The sequence below is a fragment of the Paraburkholderia sp. PGU19 genome, from assembly GCF_013426915.1.
Classification (GTDB): Bacteria; Pseudomonadota; Gammaproteobacteria; order Burkholderiales; family Burkholderiaceae; genus Paraburkholderia.
This window is the reverse complement of the sequence record NZ_AP023179.1, coordinates 2,305,373-2,322,421: the sequence shown is the minus strand read 5'-3', so window position 1 is coordinate 2,322,421 and position 17,049 is coordinate 2,305,373. Positions and strand designations below refer to the sequence as shown.

The 17,049-nt window shown below is 64.1% G+C and carries 15 protein-coding genes; 12 read left to right on the top strand and 3 right to left on the bottom strand.

Annotation, left to right across the window (positions count from 1 at the left end):
• Nucleotides 1–103 precede the first annotated feature (103 nt).
• Entirely contained in the window at nucleotides 104–1,378 is a 1,275-nt protein-coding gene (gene glgC / locus H1204_RS10580; RefSeq protein ID WP_131243249.1) for a glucose-1-phosphate adenylyltransferase, read from the bottom strand.
• Between the two features lie 548 nt (nucleotides 1,379–1,926).
• Here glgC and H1204_RS10575 point away from each other — a divergent pair.
• Both H1204_RS10575 and H1204_RS10570 read left to right on the top strand, forming a co-directional pair.
• On the top strand, nucleotides 1,927–2,955 hold the full coding sequence (locus tag H1204_RS10575; RefSeq protein ID WP_180730930.1) for an alpha/beta hydrolase: 1,029 nt from the start codon (nucleotides 1,927–1,929) through the stop codon (nucleotides 2,953–2,955).
• 219 nt (nucleotides 2,956–3,174) lie between these two features.
• Nucleotides 3,175–3,438 carry a hypothetical protein gene (locus H1204_RS10570; RefSeq protein WP_180728264.1) on the top strand — a complete coding sequence of 88 codons (264 nt, stop codon included), beginning with the start codon at nucleotides 3,175–3,177 and terminating at the stop codon, nucleotides 3,436–3,438.
• A 190-nt stretch (nucleotides 3,439–3,628) separates the two neighbouring features.
• Here the strand turns inward: H1204_RS10570 and H1204_RS10565 are convergent, their stop codons facing one another.
• Nucleotides 3,629–4,621, bottom strand: coding sequence for an LLM class flavin-dependent oxidoreductase (locus H1204_RS10565; RefSeq protein WP_180728263.1), 993 nt, complete (start codon nucleotides 4,619–4,621; stop codon nucleotides 3,629–3,631).
• Between the two features lie 981 nt (nucleotides 4,622–5,602).
• On the opposite strand from H1204_RS10565, the gene H1204_RS10560 reads away from it, so the two are divergent.
• On the top strand, nucleotides 5,603–6,127 hold the full coding sequence (locus H1204_RS10560) for a hypothetical protein (RefSeq protein WP_180730929.1): 525 nt from the start codon (nucleotides 5,603–5,605) through the stop codon (nucleotides 6,125–6,127).
• Nucleotides 6,128–6,261: 134 nt separating this feature from the next.
• A complete protein-coding gene (locus H1204_RS10555; protein WP_180728262.1) occupies nucleotides 6,262–7,305 on the top strand; it encodes a patatin-like phospholipase family protein in 1,044 nt (347 codons plus the stop codon).
• A 19-nt stretch (nucleotides 7,306–7,324) separates the two neighbouring features.
• Here H1204_RS10555 and H1204_RS10550 read toward each other — a convergent pair whose 3' ends face one another.
• Nucleotides 7,325–7,933, bottom strand: coding sequence for a class I SAM-dependent methyltransferase (locus H1204_RS10550; protein ID WP_180728261.1), 609 nt, complete (start codon nucleotides 7,931–7,933; stop codon nucleotides 7,325–7,327).
• A 411-nt stretch (nucleotides 7,934–8,344) separates the two neighbouring features.
• On the opposite strand from H1204_RS10550, the gene hisQ reads away from it, so the two are divergent.
• From hisQ to astD, 8 genes are all read left to right on the top strand, one after another.
• Nucleotides 8,345–9,034, top strand: coding sequence for a histidine ABC transporter permease HisQ (gene hisQ / locus H1204_RS10545; RefSeq protein WP_054930207.1), 690 nt, complete (start codon nucleotides 8,345–8,347; stop codon nucleotides 9,032–9,034).
• A gap of 25 nt (nucleotides 9,035–9,059) precedes the next feature.
• Entirely contained in the window at nucleotides 9,060–9,773 is a 714-nt protein-coding gene (locus tag H1204_RS10540) for an ABC transporter permease (protein ID WP_180728260.1), read from the top strand.
• Nucleotides 9,774–9,836: 63 nt separating this feature from the next.
• Nucleotides 9,837–10,628: an ABC transporter ATP-binding protein gene (locus H1204_RS10535; RefSeq protein ID WP_042308396.1), complete on the top strand. Its 792-nt coding sequence runs from the start codon at nucleotides 9,837–9,839 to the stop codon at nucleotides 10,626–10,628.
• 24 nt (nucleotides 10,629–10,652) lie between these two features.
• On the top strand, nucleotides 10,653–11,708 hold the full coding sequence (locus tag H1204_RS10530; RefSeq protein ID WP_180728259.1) for a GlxA family transcriptional regulator: 1,056 nt from the start codon (nucleotides 10,653–10,655) through the stop codon (nucleotides 11,706–11,708).
• Between the two features lie 534 nt (nucleotides 11,709–12,242).
• A complete protein-coding gene (locus tag H1204_RS10525) occupies nucleotides 12,243–13,472 on the top strand; it encodes an aspartate aminotransferase family protein (protein WP_180728258.1) in 1,230 nt (409 codons plus the stop codon).
• A gap of 28 nt (nucleotides 13,473–13,500) precedes the next feature.
• Nucleotides 13,501–14,553, top strand: a complete 1,053-nt coding sequence (gene aruF, locus H1204_RS10520; protein WP_180728257.1) for an arginine/ornithine succinyltransferase subunit alpha — start codon at nucleotides 13,501–13,503, stop codon at nucleotides 14,551–14,553.
• Entirely contained in the window at nucleotides 14,550–15,575 is a 1,026-nt protein-coding gene (gene astA, locus H1204_RS10515; RefSeq protein WP_180728256.1) for an arginine N-succinyltransferase, read from the top strand. Before aruF ends, astA begins: the two co-directional genes overlap by 4 nt.
• 8 nt (nucleotides 15,576–15,583) lie before the next feature.
• Nucleotides 15,584–17,047, top strand: coding sequence for a succinylglutamate-semialdehyde dehydrogenase (gene astD, locus H1204_RS10510; RefSeq protein WP_180728255.1), 1,464 nt, complete (start codon nucleotides 15,584–15,586; stop codon nucleotides 17,045–17,047).
• Nucleotides 17,048–17,049 lie beyond the last annotated feature (2 nt).

Genomic DNA, 17,049 nt, shown 5'->3' with positions numbered 1-17,049 from the left:
ACGGGCGGCGCGCGGCGGCACCCGCCGGCGCGCCGCGCACTGCGTCGTGCTTCGTCGCGTGCCGCCTGCGATCGCCGTGCCTGCCGTGTCCGCCCGCCGGGCGCTACCGCGCCGCCGCCGACTGCCGCTTGAGCGCTTCGGCCGTCACCAGCACGACGCCGCTGTCGGTCCGGTAGAAGCGTTCGCCGTCGCGCACCGGGTCTTCGCCGATCACGGTGCCGTCGGGAATCTGGCAGCCGCGGTCGATCACGACCTTGCGCAACCGGCAGCTCGCGCCGATCGACACCTGCGGCAACAAGACTGCCTCAGCGATGTTACAGAACGAATTCACCACCACATTCGACGACAGCACCGAGCGCGAAATCTGCGAGCCGGAGATGACGCAGCCACCGCACACGATCAGATTGGTGCCCGAGCCTTGCAGCCCGTTCAGGTCGCGCACGAACTTGGCGGGCGGCAACTGTTCCTGATGCGTCCAGATCGGCCAGTTTCGATCGTAGAGGTCGAGCGCGGGAATCGTCGAGGCCAGATCGAGATTCGCGGCCCAGTACGCGTCGATCGTGCCGACGTCGCGCCAGTACGGCTCGACGCTCGGGTCCGACGACACGCACGACATGCTGAACGGATGCGCGATCGCCGTCCCCGTCGTGACGACGCGCGGAATGATGTCCTTGCCGAAATCGTGGTCCGTCGCGACGCTGCTGATGTTCTCCTCGAGCAGCGAGTACAGGTAATCGGCGCTGAACACGTAGATGCCCATGCTGGCGAGCGCGATGTCGGGGTGGCCGGGCATCGCGGGCGGGTCGGCGGGCTTTTCGACGAAGCCCGTCACGCGGCGCTGCTCGTCGACGTGCATCACGCCGAACGCCGTCGCTTCCATGCGCGGCACCTCGATGCAGCCGACCGTGCAATCGGCGCCCGATTCGACGTGATCCATCACCATCCGCGTGTAGTCCATCTTGTAGATGTGATCGCCCGCCAGCACGACGACGTATTTCGGGCCGATGGAACGGATGATGTCGAGGTTCTGGAACACGGCGTCGGCCGTGCCGCGATACCAGTGCGCGCCTTCGACGCGCTGCTGCGCCGGCCACAGGTCGATGAACTCGTTGAACTCGCCGCGCAGGAAGCCCCAGCCGCGCTGCACGTGCCGCAGCAGCGAGTGCGCCTTGTACTGCGTGACGACGGCAATGCGGCGGATGCCCGAGTTCAGGCAGTTGGACAGCGCGAAATCGATGATCCGGTATTTGCCGCCGAAGTGCACGGCGGGCTTCACGCGCTTGTTCGTCAGCGGCCCGAGGCGCGTGCCGCGTCCGCCTGCGAGGACGATGGCGAGTGTCGTGTGTTGAAGATCGTTGAGGCTTGCCGGCGAATCCATGTGCGTCTCCGTTTATTGGTGAGCCCTGGTGGAAGCTTTTCTTTGCCCCGGCGTTGCTGTGTTTTTCTGTCTTTTAACTGACGCTGTGCGTTGTTGTTGTGGTCCTGTTCTGATGCGCGATGGCTTCTGGCCCTGGCTGTCGGCTGGCGTCCGCAATGCATGTTCCCGCCGGCCAGCGATTAGTCTGGACCATGCGCCTGCCGCGCGCAACATGCCGCGTTCGCCATGCCACATTCGTGCGTGGTCCGGCGGGAGGGGCCGCGCGCGGGCCGGTAGAAAAGGCGGGCTCGCGATGCCTGGCCGTCAGCCGTTCGGGCAAATTATGCCGGACGGATTGCGCGCAGAACCCGCGCGGGACTTGAAAGGGCTGTTTGAAGCGCGAGCGCGGCTGCTTCGGGCGAGGCCATTGCACGCGCCGCTGCAAGCGGGCCGCGACGCGGGCATCATGACGGGCCTGTGTTTCCCTTGCTCCCGTCTTTGCCTTTGTCTGCCACCCTATGACAATCCGTTCATCCCTCGTTGCCGTTTGCCTGTCCGCCTGCATCGCCATGCTGGGCCTCGATGCGTGCGCCGCCGATGCCGTCAATGCCGCCGCTGCGCCGCCGTCGAGCGCACCCGCCGCCGACGACGGTCCCGCGTACGGCCCCGAGTTGCAGGGCTTCAACTATCCGGCGCCCGTGCGGCAGTTCGAGTTCACGTCGCAGGGCGAAACGCTGCACATGGCTTACATGGACATCGCACCCGAGCATCCGAACGGCCGCACCGTCGTGCTGCTGCACGGCAAGAATTTTTGCGCCGCGACATGGGAAAGCACGGTCGAGCGGCTGTCGGCGGCGGGGTATCGCGTGATCGCGCCTGATCAGATCGGCTTTTGCAAGTCGAGCAAGCCGCAGCGCTACCAGTTCAGCTTTCAGCAACTCGCGCGCAACACGCATGCGCTGCTCGAATCGATCGGTGTGAAGAACGCGACTATCGTCGGACATTCGACGGGCGGCATGCTGGCCATCCGCTACGCGCTGATGTACCCGGCGCAGACGCAGCAACTGGTGCTCGTCAATCCCATCGGGCTGGAGGACTGGAAGGCGAAGGGCGTGCCGTCGCTATCCGTCGACCAGTGGTACGAGCGTGAACTGCAGACCACGGCCGACAGCATCCGCCGCTACGAGCAGGGGACCTACTACTCGGGCCAGTGGCGCAGCGATTTCGAGCCGTGGGTGCAGATGCTCGCCGGGATGTATCGCGGGCCGGGCAAGAAGGAAGTCGCGTGGGATTCGGCGCTGTTGTACGACATGATCTACACGCAGCCGGTCGTCTATGAGCTTGGGCAGTTGAACATGCCGACGCTGCTGCTGATCGGTCAGAAGGATACGACGGCGATCGGCAAGGATGCCGCGCCTCCCGAGGTACGCGCGAAGATCGGTCGCTACCCGGAGCTGGGCAAGGCGGCAGCGAAGGCGATTCCGCACGCGACGCTCGTCGAGTTCGCCGAACTCGGCCATGCGCCGCAGATGCAGGACCCGGCGGCGTTTCACAAGGCGTTGCTGGACGGGTTGGCGGCGGTGCCGACAAATCGGTGAGCGTTCAAGCTGTTGAGTGGTACGCGCCATCACATGCCCGCAGGCACCCACGGTGATGGCGGTCGCCGTGAGAGAGCGCGCATTCAGGCGAATCGCGGGCCGCCAGGATTGGTGCCTTGGCGACCGACCGCAAAAACCAGCGCTGCACGGCATGTTGTTGTGCTACGTTGTATTCGCGCGTGCGACGGGCTCGCGGTCTGCCAGGCTTGGAGTAAATCAATGGAAAAAATGGTCTTGTACAAAGGCTTTGAGGTCACCGTGAAGCTTGAGTCGGTGCGGGCCGTGTCAAGCGAATTCACCTATGGGCCCCCGGTGGGGTACGTTGCAATGGTGAGTATCTGCACGGTGGACCCGATACGACCGGTAGGCTCACCGATTGGGCTCGTCGGAGAAGACAATCGAGTCTTCGACACGGTGGATGTCGCCTTGACGGCAGGATTCAACGCAGCAAAGCGCGTGATAGACGAGAGAGGCGCCCCTTGACGGGGGTTCTGATCTGGGGCGAGTCGTACAGCTGAATGAATCAGCTATTGCCGGCATTACTTGCAGTTCGACGACCGTGATGCGTTGAATATGATCGCGCGAATGTGCCATTGAAGCGAAGGCTGCGGCGCGCCTTCGCTTCAGCCGGACGCGGGCGCGCGTGCCGGCGCAGTTGTTGACTCGCTCCCGTTCAAGCGTCGGCTAGTTCGTCGCGTACCTGCGCGCCGATTTCGAACGAACGCAGCCGCGCCGCGTGATCGTAGATTTGCGCAGTGAGCATCAGTTCGTTGGCGCCCGTTTGCTGGATGATGGAGCGCAGGCCGTCGCGCACCGTCTCGCGATCACCGATCACCGAGCACGCGAGCGAATGCTGCACGCTGCTCAACTCCATCTCCGACACCGCGAGGTGATCGACGGGCGGCTGCAACTGGCCTGGCGTGCCGCGCCGCAGATTGATGAACTGCTGCTGCAGCGACGTGAAGAGGCGGCGCGCTTCGTCATTGGTGTCGGCGGCAAACAGGTTCACGCCGACCATCGCGTAAGGCTTGTCGAGCGTTTCCGACGGGCGGAACTGCGCGCGATACACGTGCAGCGCCTGCATCATGTAGTCGGGCGCGAAGTGCGACGCGAACGCGAACGGCAGACCGAGCGCCGCCGCCAGCTGCGCGCTGAACAGGCTCGAACCGAGCAGCCACAACGGCACCTTCAGGCCCGCGCCCGGCACGGCGCGCACGCGCTGACCCGGCACGGGGTCGGCGAAATAGCGCTGCAGTTCGACGACGTCGTCAGGGAACGAATCGGCGCTGCCGTTCAGATCGCGGCGCAGCGCGCGGGCGGTGGTCTGGTCGGTGCCAGGCGCGCGGCCGAGACCCAGATCGATACGCCCCGGAAACAGCGACGCCAGCGTGCCGAACTGCTCGGCGATCACGAGCGGCGCGTGATTCGGCAGCATCACGCCGCCCGAGCCGACGCGGATCGTCTTCGTGCCGCCCGCGACATGCGCGATCACGACCGACGTCGCCGCGCTCGCGATACCCGTCATGTTGTGATGCTCGGCGAGCCAGAAGCGCTTGTAGTCCCATTGCTCGGCGTGCTGCGCGAGATCGAGCGAATTGCGGAACGCATCGGACGCGCTCGCGCCAGCCGTGATGGGAGAAAGGTCGAGGACGGAAAAGGGGATCATGGAATCGATGTGCGGCCAACTATCGTCTTTTGCAAGGACGAAGCGCGGGTCCGCGTGGCGTGCGGGAAAACGCGATTGTGCCAAAGCGCTCCCGTTCCTGCTTGCGGGCTGATCATGTCCCTGCCGGCAGCAGGGTCGGCGTGTGCGTGAATCGGAGGCCGCGCGGTCAGCGATGCAGAAAACCCCTGAAAACAGGGCTCGAAATGCGTCGCTGCTTGCTTCGAGAAGGTCCGATGCGTGTGCCGTCGCACGGAATGACACGCGCGCGAGCGTTAATGTGTCATCGTCGCCGCCAACGACGCGGATTTGCGCAACGCATGCCCGCGCGACGAGGCGGCGGCCTCCACGGACCTCGACGCCGGTCGGCCCCTCACGTCACGCGTAGGTCGGCTACGCAGTGCACACCCGGACGAACCGGGTCGGCCGGGTCAGCCGGGCGCACCCATGCACCCGGTGCGTCGGCGCGGCGACTACACACGCATCACGCAGTGATGAGGCTGGCGTGCCGACACTAATCGGTGGCCGCCGCACGCGAGATCGCATGCGATTCGTCAGCCGATTCGGTGTAAACGCGCTCTCGCACATTTTCGAACCTGACGCTAGATTGTCAGCACTTGCCGGATAGTCGAGGGGCCAGCGGCCGTTGTCGTTGCGGTCGTCATAGCAGTGAAAATTGCGTCACGGCCAGAAGCACATGTGGCTTCTGGCCGAAACGCTTTCGATGTCGCTGAATGCACCCCACCGCGCTCCCGATCGCAAGTTTTCTCCCCAGCGTTCATCGCAGATTCCACTTCCCACTTCTCGCGCACGAGAAATCTCGCGTAGCAATTCTTTAACTTTCCATACACATCTGTGCAGCCATCGTTCGCGATCCGGCTATCGACCGGGTTATGCTCTGTGTCGTTCACATCGTTTGTGTCAAGCAAGTTATCGAAGATGGTTAATCGCACCTCGTTGCGCAACATGATGCTTTCCGTGGCCATGGCAGGCGCGCTGTCCGCGCTCGCCGGCTGCGACGACCAGCAGAGCGAGCAAGCCGTGCAAAAGCTCAAGGAATTTTTCAACGCCGTCAAACCGGATGCGCTGCTTCTGAAGGGACTCACGCCCGGCATCACGACGGAAGCGCAGATCCGCGACCAGATGGGCAAGCCCGAAACCGAGCGCCAGTTCACTGACGGCTCGAAGCGCTTCGAATATCCGCGCGGTCCACAGGGCCTCAACACGTACATGGTCGACATCGGCCCGGACGGCACGTTGCAGGCGATCACGCAGGTGCTGACGGCAGCGAACTTCGCGAAGATCCGCATCGGCATGACGGAAGACGAAGTGCGCCGTCTGCTCGGCAAGCCCGGCGAAGTGGCCGTTTATCCGCTCAAGCCCGAGACGGTATGGAGCTGGAAGTGGCGCGAAGGCGGCGTCACTCAAGAAGGCTTTTTCAACGTGCACTTCGACGTCAATCACGTGGTCTACACGACCTCGCGCTCGGACGTGATGCGCGGACACTAACGGAGGGCGGATAAGCCAGGGCGAGCAGGGCGACCAGAAGCGAGGGCTAATTGAGGGCTAAGCGAGGGCTGAAAACAAAAACCGCGCGCCACGGTCCAAACAGAAAACGCCTGCAAACAAGGGAGAAAACAACAATGGCCACACGTAGGCGATACAAGCGCATCGGCCTCGTGCTCGGCGGCGGGGCCGCGCGCGGCTGGGCGCACATCGGTGCGATCCGGGCGCTCCATGACGCGGGCATCAAGCCTGATCTGGTGGCGGGCACGTCGATCGGCGCGCTGGTCGGCGCCGTCTATGCGAACGGCGATCTCGACTGGCTCGAAGAGTGGGTGACGCGGCTCACGTGGCAGTCGGTCGTGCGTCTGCTCGATCTGCGCTTTTCGGGCGGGCTGTTGGGCGGCAGGAAAGTCATCCAGGTATTTGCGAACCGCTTCAACGGACGCGAGATCAGTCAATTGCAGATGCCGTTCGCCGCCGTCGCGACGGAACTCGATTCGGGCCGCGAGACGTGGCTGCAGGACGGCGGCGTGGTGGACGCCGTGCGCGCGTCGATTGCGATTCCGGGCATTTTCACGCCGGTGCTGCACGAGGGCGTGTGGCTTGTCGACGGCGGGCTGTCGAACCCCGTGCCTGTATCGGCGGCGCGCGGCATGCGGGCCGACTGCGTGATCGCCGTGGACCTGAACAACGACATTCTCAATGGCCGCGACTTCGGCGGCGCGGTGGTCGATCTGCCGCCCATGCCGACGGACGAATCGATCGAGGCCGTGATCGAGCGAGTTGCCGAGGAAGCCGAGCCGCAGCCACTCGATCCCGACGCGCCGCCGCCCGTGATCGCAACGCCTGCGCCGCCCGTTCTGCTGAGGCGCAACGGCAAGCCGTTTCCGGCCTGGCTGCAGCCATCGCCCGAACAGTATTCGCGCGACGTGCGCGTGCCGCCCGCGCCGAGCGCGCGCGTGCCGTCGATGCTCAGTTCGATCGCTCAAAGCATCGACATCATGCAGGTGCGGATCACGCGCAGCCGCCTTGCGGGCGAGCCGGCCGACATCCTGATCCAGCCGCGCCTCGCCGGCATGGGCATCTTCGATTTTCACCGCGCGGAGCCCGCGATTGCGGAAGGGCGCGCGGCCGTCGAGGCGATGCTGCCTGCGATCCGCGCGTGTCTCGGCATCGATTGAAATGTGACCCGATGCGCGCTCAGTCCTCGGACCGCTTCGCCGCGATGATGCGGCACACGCGTTTGCCGGAACTGGCGCTCGTCGTGTCGTCGGCGAACAGGATCACGCAGCTGGTCAGCGCGTCCGTGACGAGCGACGGCTCGAACGCCGAGTAAAGCCGTCCATCCGGCTGGCGCGCGTCCACGCCTTCCGTCACGCGCCACGACAGATACAGCATGCCATTGGGCCGCAGGATGCGCACGAGGTTGTCGACGGCATCGGTGATCGCGTCGACGGGCAGATGCATCAGCACGGTTTCGCAGACCACGTTGTCGAACTGCTCGTCGATCTCGGCGAGCGACGGCAACGTCGCCGTGCGAAACGCAATCTGCGGATAGAGCCGCCGCGCTTCGTCGAGCAAACCCGCCGACGCATCGAACCCCGTCACCCGATACCCACGGTCCGCGAGCCACGCGGCGTCGCGCCCGTTGCCGCAGCCGACATCGGCCGTCTTGCCCGTCGGCAGCAGATGGTTTTCCCACAGCGCGTACATGTCGTCGGGCGGCGGCTGGTCGAGCCATTCGCGCGAGTAGCGGGCGGCGTCGTGGGTGTAGGCGTCGAGCGTCGTGGAGTCGGGGCGAAGTGTCATGCGGCGATCCTTGTCGCGGAAGCGTCGGGTGTCGGAAGGGAGAAGCCAGTCTAACGCGTGTGCTTCCGGACGGCGTGGATGGGAATCGCCTGGCAGCATCGCGTGCTCCTGTCTTTCAGGGAAAGCCCCAGTCGGCGCGGGTTTGCGAGCATGCAGGCGGCTTCGCGCGTCTATCGAAAAAGCGACCGCAAACTTGCGAATTCGCCGCACCTGCAGCGTGCGTGCCATCCGCTTACAAACAGATAGCGCCCGCTATACCGGGCGTCCAACGCCCGCCATGCGGCGCCTTCGCCGATGTTGCGATGCACAACAAGCGCATGTCCCGGTTTGAGCAAATTATTTTTGCTTGCGAGTATCCGCGCCATGCCGCAGTTCGTTGCGGCTTTCCGGATAACCTCAAAGGAGACACGCGTGTTCTTATATGGCTTTGGCCCGGTGCTCCTCGACGGCACGATCAAGACGATCGAACTGTCGGTTCTGTCTCTGGCGACGGCCGTCGTGCTCGGCCTGATCGGCGCGGCGGCGAAGCTGTCGCTCAACCGGCCGATGCGCGCGATCGCGACGGGATACACGACGCTGATCCGCTCGGTGCCGGATCTCGTGCTGATGCTGCTGCTGTTCTACAGCATCCAGATCGCCGTCAACAATCTGACCGATGCGTTGAACCTGCCGCAATTCGACATCGACCCGTTCGTCGCGGGCGTGCTCACGCTCGGCTTCATCTACGGCGCGTACTTCACCGAGACGTTTCGCGGCGCGTTTCTCGCCGTGCCGCGCGGCCAGCTCGAAGCGGGCGCGGCGTACGGCATGAGCGGGGCGCGCGTGTTCGCGCGCATCCTGTTCCCGCAGATGATGCGCTTTGCGCTGCCGGGCATCGGCAACAACTGGCAGGTGCTCGTGAAGGCGACGGCGCTGGTGTCGATCATCGGACTCGCCGATGTCGTCAAGGCCGCGCAGGACGCCGGCAAGAGCACCTTCAACATGTTCTTCTTCATCCTCGTTGCCGCGGCGATCTATCTGGCCATCACGACCGTGTCGAACCTCGTGCTGATCTGGCTGGAGAAGCGCTATTCGATCGGCGTTCGACACGCCGAACTCTAATTCGCGCCACGCGCAGGAGACGACCATGATCGACATTCTCAACCAGTTCTGGCGCGCGTTCCTCTATTGGGACGGGCAGCGTATCTCGGGTCTTGCCGTCACGTTGTGGCTGCTGGTCGCATCGATCGGCATCGGCTTCGTGGCGTCGATTCCGCTAGCCGTCGCGCGGGTATCGAGGAAGCGCTGGCTGTCGACGCCCGTGCGCCTCTACACCTACGTGTTTCGCGGCACGCCGCTCTATGTGCAACTGCTGCTGATCTACACGGGCATGTACAGCCTCGAGTTCGTGCGCTCGCATGCGCTGCTCGATTCGTTCTTCCGCAGCGGGTTTCACTGCGCGATTCTCGCGTTCGCGTTGAACACCTGCGCGTACACCACGGAGATCTTCGCAGGCGCGATTCGCGCGACCTCGCATGGCGAAGTGGAAGCCGCGCGCGCCTATGGCATGAGCTGGTTCACGATGTACCGGCGGATTGTGATACCGTCCGCGCTGCGCCGCGCGCTGCCGTTGTACAGTAACGAAGTGATCCTGATGCTGCACGCGACCACCGTCGCCTTCACGGCCACCGTGCCCGACGTGCTGAAGGTCGCACGCGATGCGAACTCCGCGACGTACCGTTCGTTCGAGGCCTTCGGACTCGCGGCACTGATTTATCTTGCTGTATCGTTCGCGCTGGTTGCGTTGTTCCGGCGCGCCGAGCGCCACTGGCTCGCGTATCTGGCCGTGCGCGGGCATTGACCGCGCAGCGACCCGACTACACGTCAGCATCCGTTTCACCCGTCTTCACTCTGGGAGAGCATCTTGCTCCACACGACTCAAACGGAAGCCTGCAAGCTCGCCGTGCAGGACATCCACAAGCGCTATGGCGATAACGAAGTGCTGAAGGGCGTCTCGCTGAATGCCAACAAGGGCGACGTGATCAGCATCATCGGTGCGAGCGGGTCGGGCAAGAGTACGTTCCTGCGCTGCATCAATTTTCTCGAGCGGCCGAACGCCGGGCAGATCGTCGTCGATGGCGAGGCGGTGCGCACGAAGGTCGATCGTCACGGCAACTTCGAGGTCGCGGATCACAAGCAGCTGCAGCGCATCCGCACGAAGCTCGCGATGGTGTTCCAGCACTTCAATTTGTGGGCACACATGAACGTGCTGGAAAACGTGGTCGAAGCGCCGATTCACGTGCTCGGCCTGTCGCGCAAGGAAGCCGAAGACCGCGCGCGCGAGTATCTGGAGAAGGTCGGTCTTGCTCCGCGTCTGGAGAAGCAATACCCGTCGCATTTGTCGGGCGGGCAGCAGCAGCGTGTGGCGATTGCGCGCGCGCTGGCGATGAACCCGGACGTGATGCTGTTCGACGAGCCGACTTCCGCGCTCGATCCCGAACTGGTCGGCGAAGTGTTGAAGGTGATGCAGAAGCTCGCCGAAGAAGGCCGCACGATGATCGTCGTGACGCACGAAATGGGTTTTGCGCGCAACGTGTCGAACCATGTGATGTTCCTGCATCAGGGACGCACGGAGGAAGAGGGCGTGCCGTCCGAGGTGCTGGCCACGCCGAAGAGCGAGCGGCTCAAGCAGTTCCTGTCGGGCAGCCTGAAGTAATCCGGCGCCCTGCAGCACACGTTAATGCCACGTCCGTCGTCCAGTCCGGCACGCACGACTCAGGTCGCGATTGTCGCGTTGCCCCCCGTTTCGATGTCGGGCGTGGGGCCTATCGTCGATGCGTTGAATCTTGCCAATGAGATCGATGGCCGCGCGTTGTACCGCTGGCAGGTGTGCTCGTGGGACGGCCGGCCGGTTCCCCTCGCGGGCGGCGCGCAATGGCCCGCCGATGCCGCATTCGGCGATGCGATTTCGTGCGACTGGCTGATTATCGTTAGTGAGCGCTTTCAGCAGTTTGCGGATTACCGGTTGTTTCTTGCTAGCCTGTCGCGGGTTGGGCAGCGTACGCCGCTTGTGACGGGGATTCACCACGGCGTGTGGTGGCTGGCCATGGCGGGGCAATTGTCCGGCTATCGGGTGAGCGTGAACTGGGAGACGTATCAGCAGTTCACGGAGCAATTCGAGCGGTCGATCGTTACGCAGCAGATCTTCGAGATCGATCGTGATCGGGCGACCTGCGCGGGTGGGCAGGCGACGGTTGATTTCATGCTGGCGATGATTGGGCGGGAGCATGGGCCGGAGCTGGCGGACCGTATCGCCGATACTTTAGGCGTTGGCGTGCTGCGGTCCGGTGAGGAGCGTCAGCGGATTCCGTTCGTGACGGCGCCGGGCGAGCGGCATCCTCGGCTGAATGATGCTTTGCTGTTGATGGAAGCGAATATTGAAGATCCGCTGACTTCGGATGAGATAGCTGGGCTTGTTGGCGTTTCGCGCCGGCAGTTGGAGCGGCTGTTTCGGCAATATCTTGGGTCAATGCCTTCGAAGTATTACCTGGGTTTGCGCCTCGCGAAGGCGCGGACGCAGTTGCAGCGGACTAGCAAGTCTGTTGTGCAGATTAGTCTCGCGTGTGGGTTTTCTTCTGCTGCGCATTTTTCTAATGCTTATCGGGAGAAGTTTGGGGTTACGCCGCGTGAGGAGCGTAGGAATTTCATTGAGAAGCAGCATGGCAGTGGTGCCAATGCGGCTATTAGCGAGCCGCGGCCCGCGGCGATGATCGAGCCGCCGGATCAAGAGGGTTAGTTTTCTTTTTTGTCTTGCGACGCTGGGGCGGTTTGCTGGTGTTTGCGCGGCATCCGCGTTACGGTGTTTGCTGCGCGGGCTCCGGCGCGGTGTGTTTGCCTTTGCGCTGGCATCCGCGCTTTGCCTTCGTGCCTCACGCGTTGCCCCGCACAGGGGCGACGCTTGAAGCACGCTAACGCATCGCGGATGCCAGCGCAAAGACCAAAACACCGCCCGGCAACGCTTGAAGCGCGAAGGCAAACCGCGGATGCCAGCGCAAAGACCAAAACACCGCCCGGCAACGCCTGAAGCGCGAGGGCAAACCGCGGATACCAGCGCAAAGACCAAAACGGCATTGCCCGCGCCGCGAAGGCACAAACCGGATACCCGCAAAAAATCCGGCAAACCACCCATCGCCGCAAGCCAACAAAAACCCCGAACCCACCCCAAGCGTCGCAGACATAAAAAAAGAACCCGTCGCTTCCACGCAAGACGCCCCGCCCACTGTCACCTAAACTAAGAACCGTCAAAGTGACCAAACCCCGAGGCCCCGCCATGCACGACCAAAATGTCACCCGCCAGACTTTCGACGAAGTCATGGTCCCCGTCTTCGCGCCAGCGTCTTTCGTACCGGACCGCGCCGCCGGCTCCCGCGTATGGGACACGCAAGGCAAGGACTACATCGACTTCGCAGGCGGCATCGCCGTCACGGCGCTGGGCCACGCGCATCCCGAACTGCTGAAGGTTCTGCACGATCAGGGTGCCAAGCTGTGGCATATCGGTAACGGTTACACGAACGAACCCGTCCTGCGCCTCGCAAAACGCCTCGAAGAACTCACCTTCGCCGACCGCGCATTCTTCGCGAACTCCGGCGCGGAAGCCAACGAAGCCGCCCTGAAACTCGCGCGCCGCGTCGCCTTCGACCGCCACGGCGCACAGAAGGACGAAATCGTCTCGTTCACCCAGTCGTTCCACGGCCGCACGTTCTTCACGGTCAGCGTCGGCGGACAGCCAAAATACTCGGAAGGCTTCGGCCCCGTGCCCGCCGGAATCAAACACCTGCCTTACAACGATATCGAAGCGGCGCGCGCCGCGATCGGCCCGAAAACCTGCGCGGTAATCGTCGAGCCGGTGCAGGGCGAGGGCGGCGTGATCCCCGCCGATCCCGCGTTCCTGAAGGCGTTGCGCGAAGCCTGCAACCAGCACAACGCACTGCTGATTTTCGACGAAGTGCAAACGGGCGTCGGCCGTACGGGCTTCTTTTATGCGTATCAGGACACGGGCGTGACGCCCGACATCCTGACCACCGCGAAGGCGCTCGGCAACGGCTTCCCGATCGGCGCGATGCTGACCACGAACGAACTCGCCGCGCACTTCAAGGTCGGCGTGCATGGCACCACGTACGGCGGCAATCCGCTCGCGACGGCCATCGCGCTGAAAGTGGTCGATCTCGTCAGCGACCCGAAACTGCTGGAAGGCGTGCGCGCACGCAGCGAACAGTTCAAGGCGACGCTCGCGAAGATCAACGAGCGCTTTGGTATCTTCAAGGACGTGCGAGGCAAGGGTCTGCTGATCGGCATGGAACTCACGGAAGCCTACAAGGGCCGCGCGAAAGACTTCGTCACGGCAGCCGGCAAGCATGGCGTGATCATGCTGATGGCAGGCCCCGACGTGCTGCGCTTCGCGCCGTCGCTGATCATTTCCGCCGACGACATGAACGAAGGTCTCGCGCGCTTCGAAAAGGCGATCGAGGAAGTCGTCGGCGCAACGGCGCTGGCCAAGTAATCCGCAAGCCACATTACACGAGACCACGATGCTCTTCGTCCGCCCTGGCCGCCTGGCCGATCTCGACGCCTTGCAACAGATGGCGCGCAACGCGCAGCCCGTGCTGCACTCGCTGCCGCACGACCGGCGCGCGCTGGAGGCGCGCGTCGCGTTGTCGGAGGACTCGTTTCGCGCGGAAGTCGATTTTCCGGGCGAAGAGTTCTATCTCTTCGTGCTGGAAGACAGCGAGACGGGCAAGCTGCACGGCACGTCGAGCATCGTCGCGGCAGCGGGTTATTCGGAACCGTTCTACGTGTTCCGCAACGACGCGCTGATTCACGCGTCGCGCGAACTGCACGTGAACCGCAAGATTCACGCGCTGACGATGTCGCATGAACTGACGGGCAAGAGCCGTCTCGCCGGTTTCTACATCGACCCGGCGATGCGCGGCGATGCCGCCGCGCATCTGATGTCGCGCGCCCGGATGATGTATATCGCCGCGAACCGCAAGCGCTTCACGTCCGAAGTGTTCTCGCTGCTGCTCGGCGTGACGGACGATACGGGCGTGTCGCCGTTCTGGGAAGCCGTGGGCCGCAAGTTCTTCGGCCGCAATTTCGCCGATATCGAAGTGCAGTCGGGCGGCCGCAGCAGCACGTTCATCGCGGAAGTGATGCCGAGCTATCCGATCTACGTGCCGCTGCTGCCCGAAGCTGCGCAGCGCGTACTCGGCGAGCCCGACGAAAAGGCGCTGCTAGCGTACGACATCCACATGGAAGAAGGCTTCGAGACGGACCGCTACGTCGATATCTTCGATGCGGGCCCCGTGCTGACCGCTCAAATCGAACGCAGCGCGTGCGTGAAGCGCAACGAGACGCGCACCGTGCACGAGGCGTCGGCGCAACAGGGCGCGACGTATCTGATCGCAAGCAACAAACCGGGCGAATTCCGCTGCGTGCTCGCGGATCTGCCCGCACAGACGGAAGGCGGCGCGCCGCTGCTGGCTGCCGCGCGCCATGCGCTCGATGTGCAGGACGGCGATACGGTGCGCTGCGTGCCGCTGCATCAGCAGGAACCGACACACACCACGGGAGAAGCACAATGATCGTCGTTCGCGTCGTTCAAACGGGCGATGTGGACGCGCTCGTCGCGCTCGCTCAGGAGACGGGCCCCGGTCTCACGACCTTCAAGCCGGATCGCGATGCGCTCGCCGAGCGCGTCGAGCGCGTGCGCCGCACGATCGAGGACAAGGCCGTGCCGCACGAAAAGGGCTACTTCTTCGTGATGGAAGATTCGCAGACGAAGGACATCGCCGGCGTCTGCGGGATCGAAACAGCCGTGGGACTCGAGCAGCCGTTCTATAACTACCGCGTGAGCACGGTCGTGCATGCGTCGCAGGATCTCGGCATCTGGACGCGCATGCGCGCGCTCAACATCTCGCACGATCTGACGGGCTACGCGGAAGTGTGCTCGCTGTTTCTCAGCCCGCGTTATCGTGCGCATGGCGTGGGCGGTCTGCTGTCGCGTTCGCGCTTCATGTTCATCGCACAGTTTCGCGAGCGCTTTCCGCAGCGCATCTGCGCGGAGTTGCGCGGCCATTTCGATGCCGACGGCACGTCGCCGTTCTGGCGCGCGGTCGGCTCGCATTTCTATCAGATCGACTTCAACGCCGCCGACTATCTCAGCTCGCATGGCCGCAAGTCGTTCCTCGCGGAGCTGATGCCGCGTTTCCCCGTGTACGTCGAACTGCTGCCCGACGAAGCGCAGCAGGCCATCGGCCTTACGCATAGCGACACGCTGCCTGCCCGCAAGATGCTCGAAGCGGAAGGGCTGCGCTACGAGAATCACGTCGATATTTTCGATGCGGGCCCCGTGCTCGAATGTCACGTTGCCGATTTGCGCACGGTGCGCGAAAGCGTCGTCGTGCCCGTCGAGATTGCTGGCGTCGCAGCGCCGGAGGGCGGCCCGCGCTCGCTCGTCTCGAACACGTCGCTGGATGATTTCCGCACGGGCGTCGCGGCGGGTGTCGTCGACAACGGCGTGTTCCGTCTGACGGCGGACGAAGCGGTGGCTTTGAACGTGAAGGCAGGCGAGCCGGTGCGCGTGCTGCCCCTGAAACAGAAATAAGGACTGACATGAGCGAGCTTTTCATCGACGGCGAATGGGTCGCCGGCACAGGACACGCATTCGCATCGCGCAACCCGGGCACGGGCGCGACGGTGTGGGAAGGCAATAGCGCGTCGGCAGAAGACGTCGATCGCGCCGTGATGAGCGCGCGCCGTGCGTTCGCGTTGTGGTCGGCCGTGAGCCTCGACGAGCGCGTCGCCGTCGTGCGCCGCTTCGCTGCGTTGATCAACGAGCGCAAGGAATCGATCGCTGAAGCGATTGGCCGCGAGACGGGCAAGCCGTTGTGGGAAGCGCGTACGGAAGTCGCGACGATGGCGGCGAAGGTCGACATCTCGGTCCAGTCGTACAACGAACGCACAGGTGAGCGGCGCGCCGCGATGGCCGACGGCACGGCTGTGCTGCGTCACCGTCCGCATGGTGTCGTCGCTGTGTTCGGGCCGTACAATTTTCCGGGCCACTTGCCGAACGGGCATATCGTGCCTGCGCTGATCGCTGGCAACGCGGTCGTGTTCAAGCCTTCGGAGCTTGCGCCGGCCGTGGCGCGTGCGACCGTCGAAGTGTGGCGAGACGCGGGCCTGCCTGCTGGCGTGCTGAATCTCGTGCAGGGCGAGAAGGATACGGGCGTGGCGCTCGCGAATCACCGGCAGATCGACGGGCTGTTCTTCACGGGCAGTTCCGACACGGGCACGCTGCTGCACAAGCAGTTCGGCGGCCGTCCCGAGATCGTGCTCGCGCTGGAGATGGGCGGCAACAATCCGCTCGTGGTCGCGCCCGTTGCCGATCTCGATGCCGCCGTGCATCACACGATTCAATCGGCGTTTCTGTCGGCAGGGCAGCGCTGCACGTGCGCGCGCCGCATCTTCGTGCCGAACGATGCGTTCGGGGATCAGTTCCTCGCGCGTCTCGTCGAAGTCACTTCGCGCATTGCTGTTGGCGAATACAACGCCGATCCGCAGCCGTACATGGGCGCGGTGATTTCGGCGCGTGCAGCGGCGCGTCTGGTCGAAGCGCAGGAGCGTCTGATTGCGGACGGCGCGAAACCTTTGCTGAAGATGGAGCAGCGCGATCCGAAGCTCGGTTTCGTTTCGCCCGCCATTCTCGATGTCACGAACGTGACGAATCTGCCCGATGAAGAGCACTTCGGGCCGCTCGCGCAGATCGTCCGTTACGGCTCGTTCGACGACGCGATCTCGGGCGCGAACGATACGGAGTTCGGCCTGTCCGCGGGTCTGCTCGCCGACGACGAAGCGCTGTGGACGCACTTCCAGCGCACGATCCGCGCCGGCATCGTGAACTGGAACCGGCCGACCAATGGCGCATCGTCAGCGGCGCCGTTCGGCGGCACGGGCCGCTCGGGCAACAACCGGCCGAGCGCGTATTACGCGGCCGATTACTGCGCCTACCCGATGGCCTCTGTCGAAAGCGCGCAACTGCAAATGCCCGCGAGCGTGTCGCCGGGTCTTCATTTCTAAGG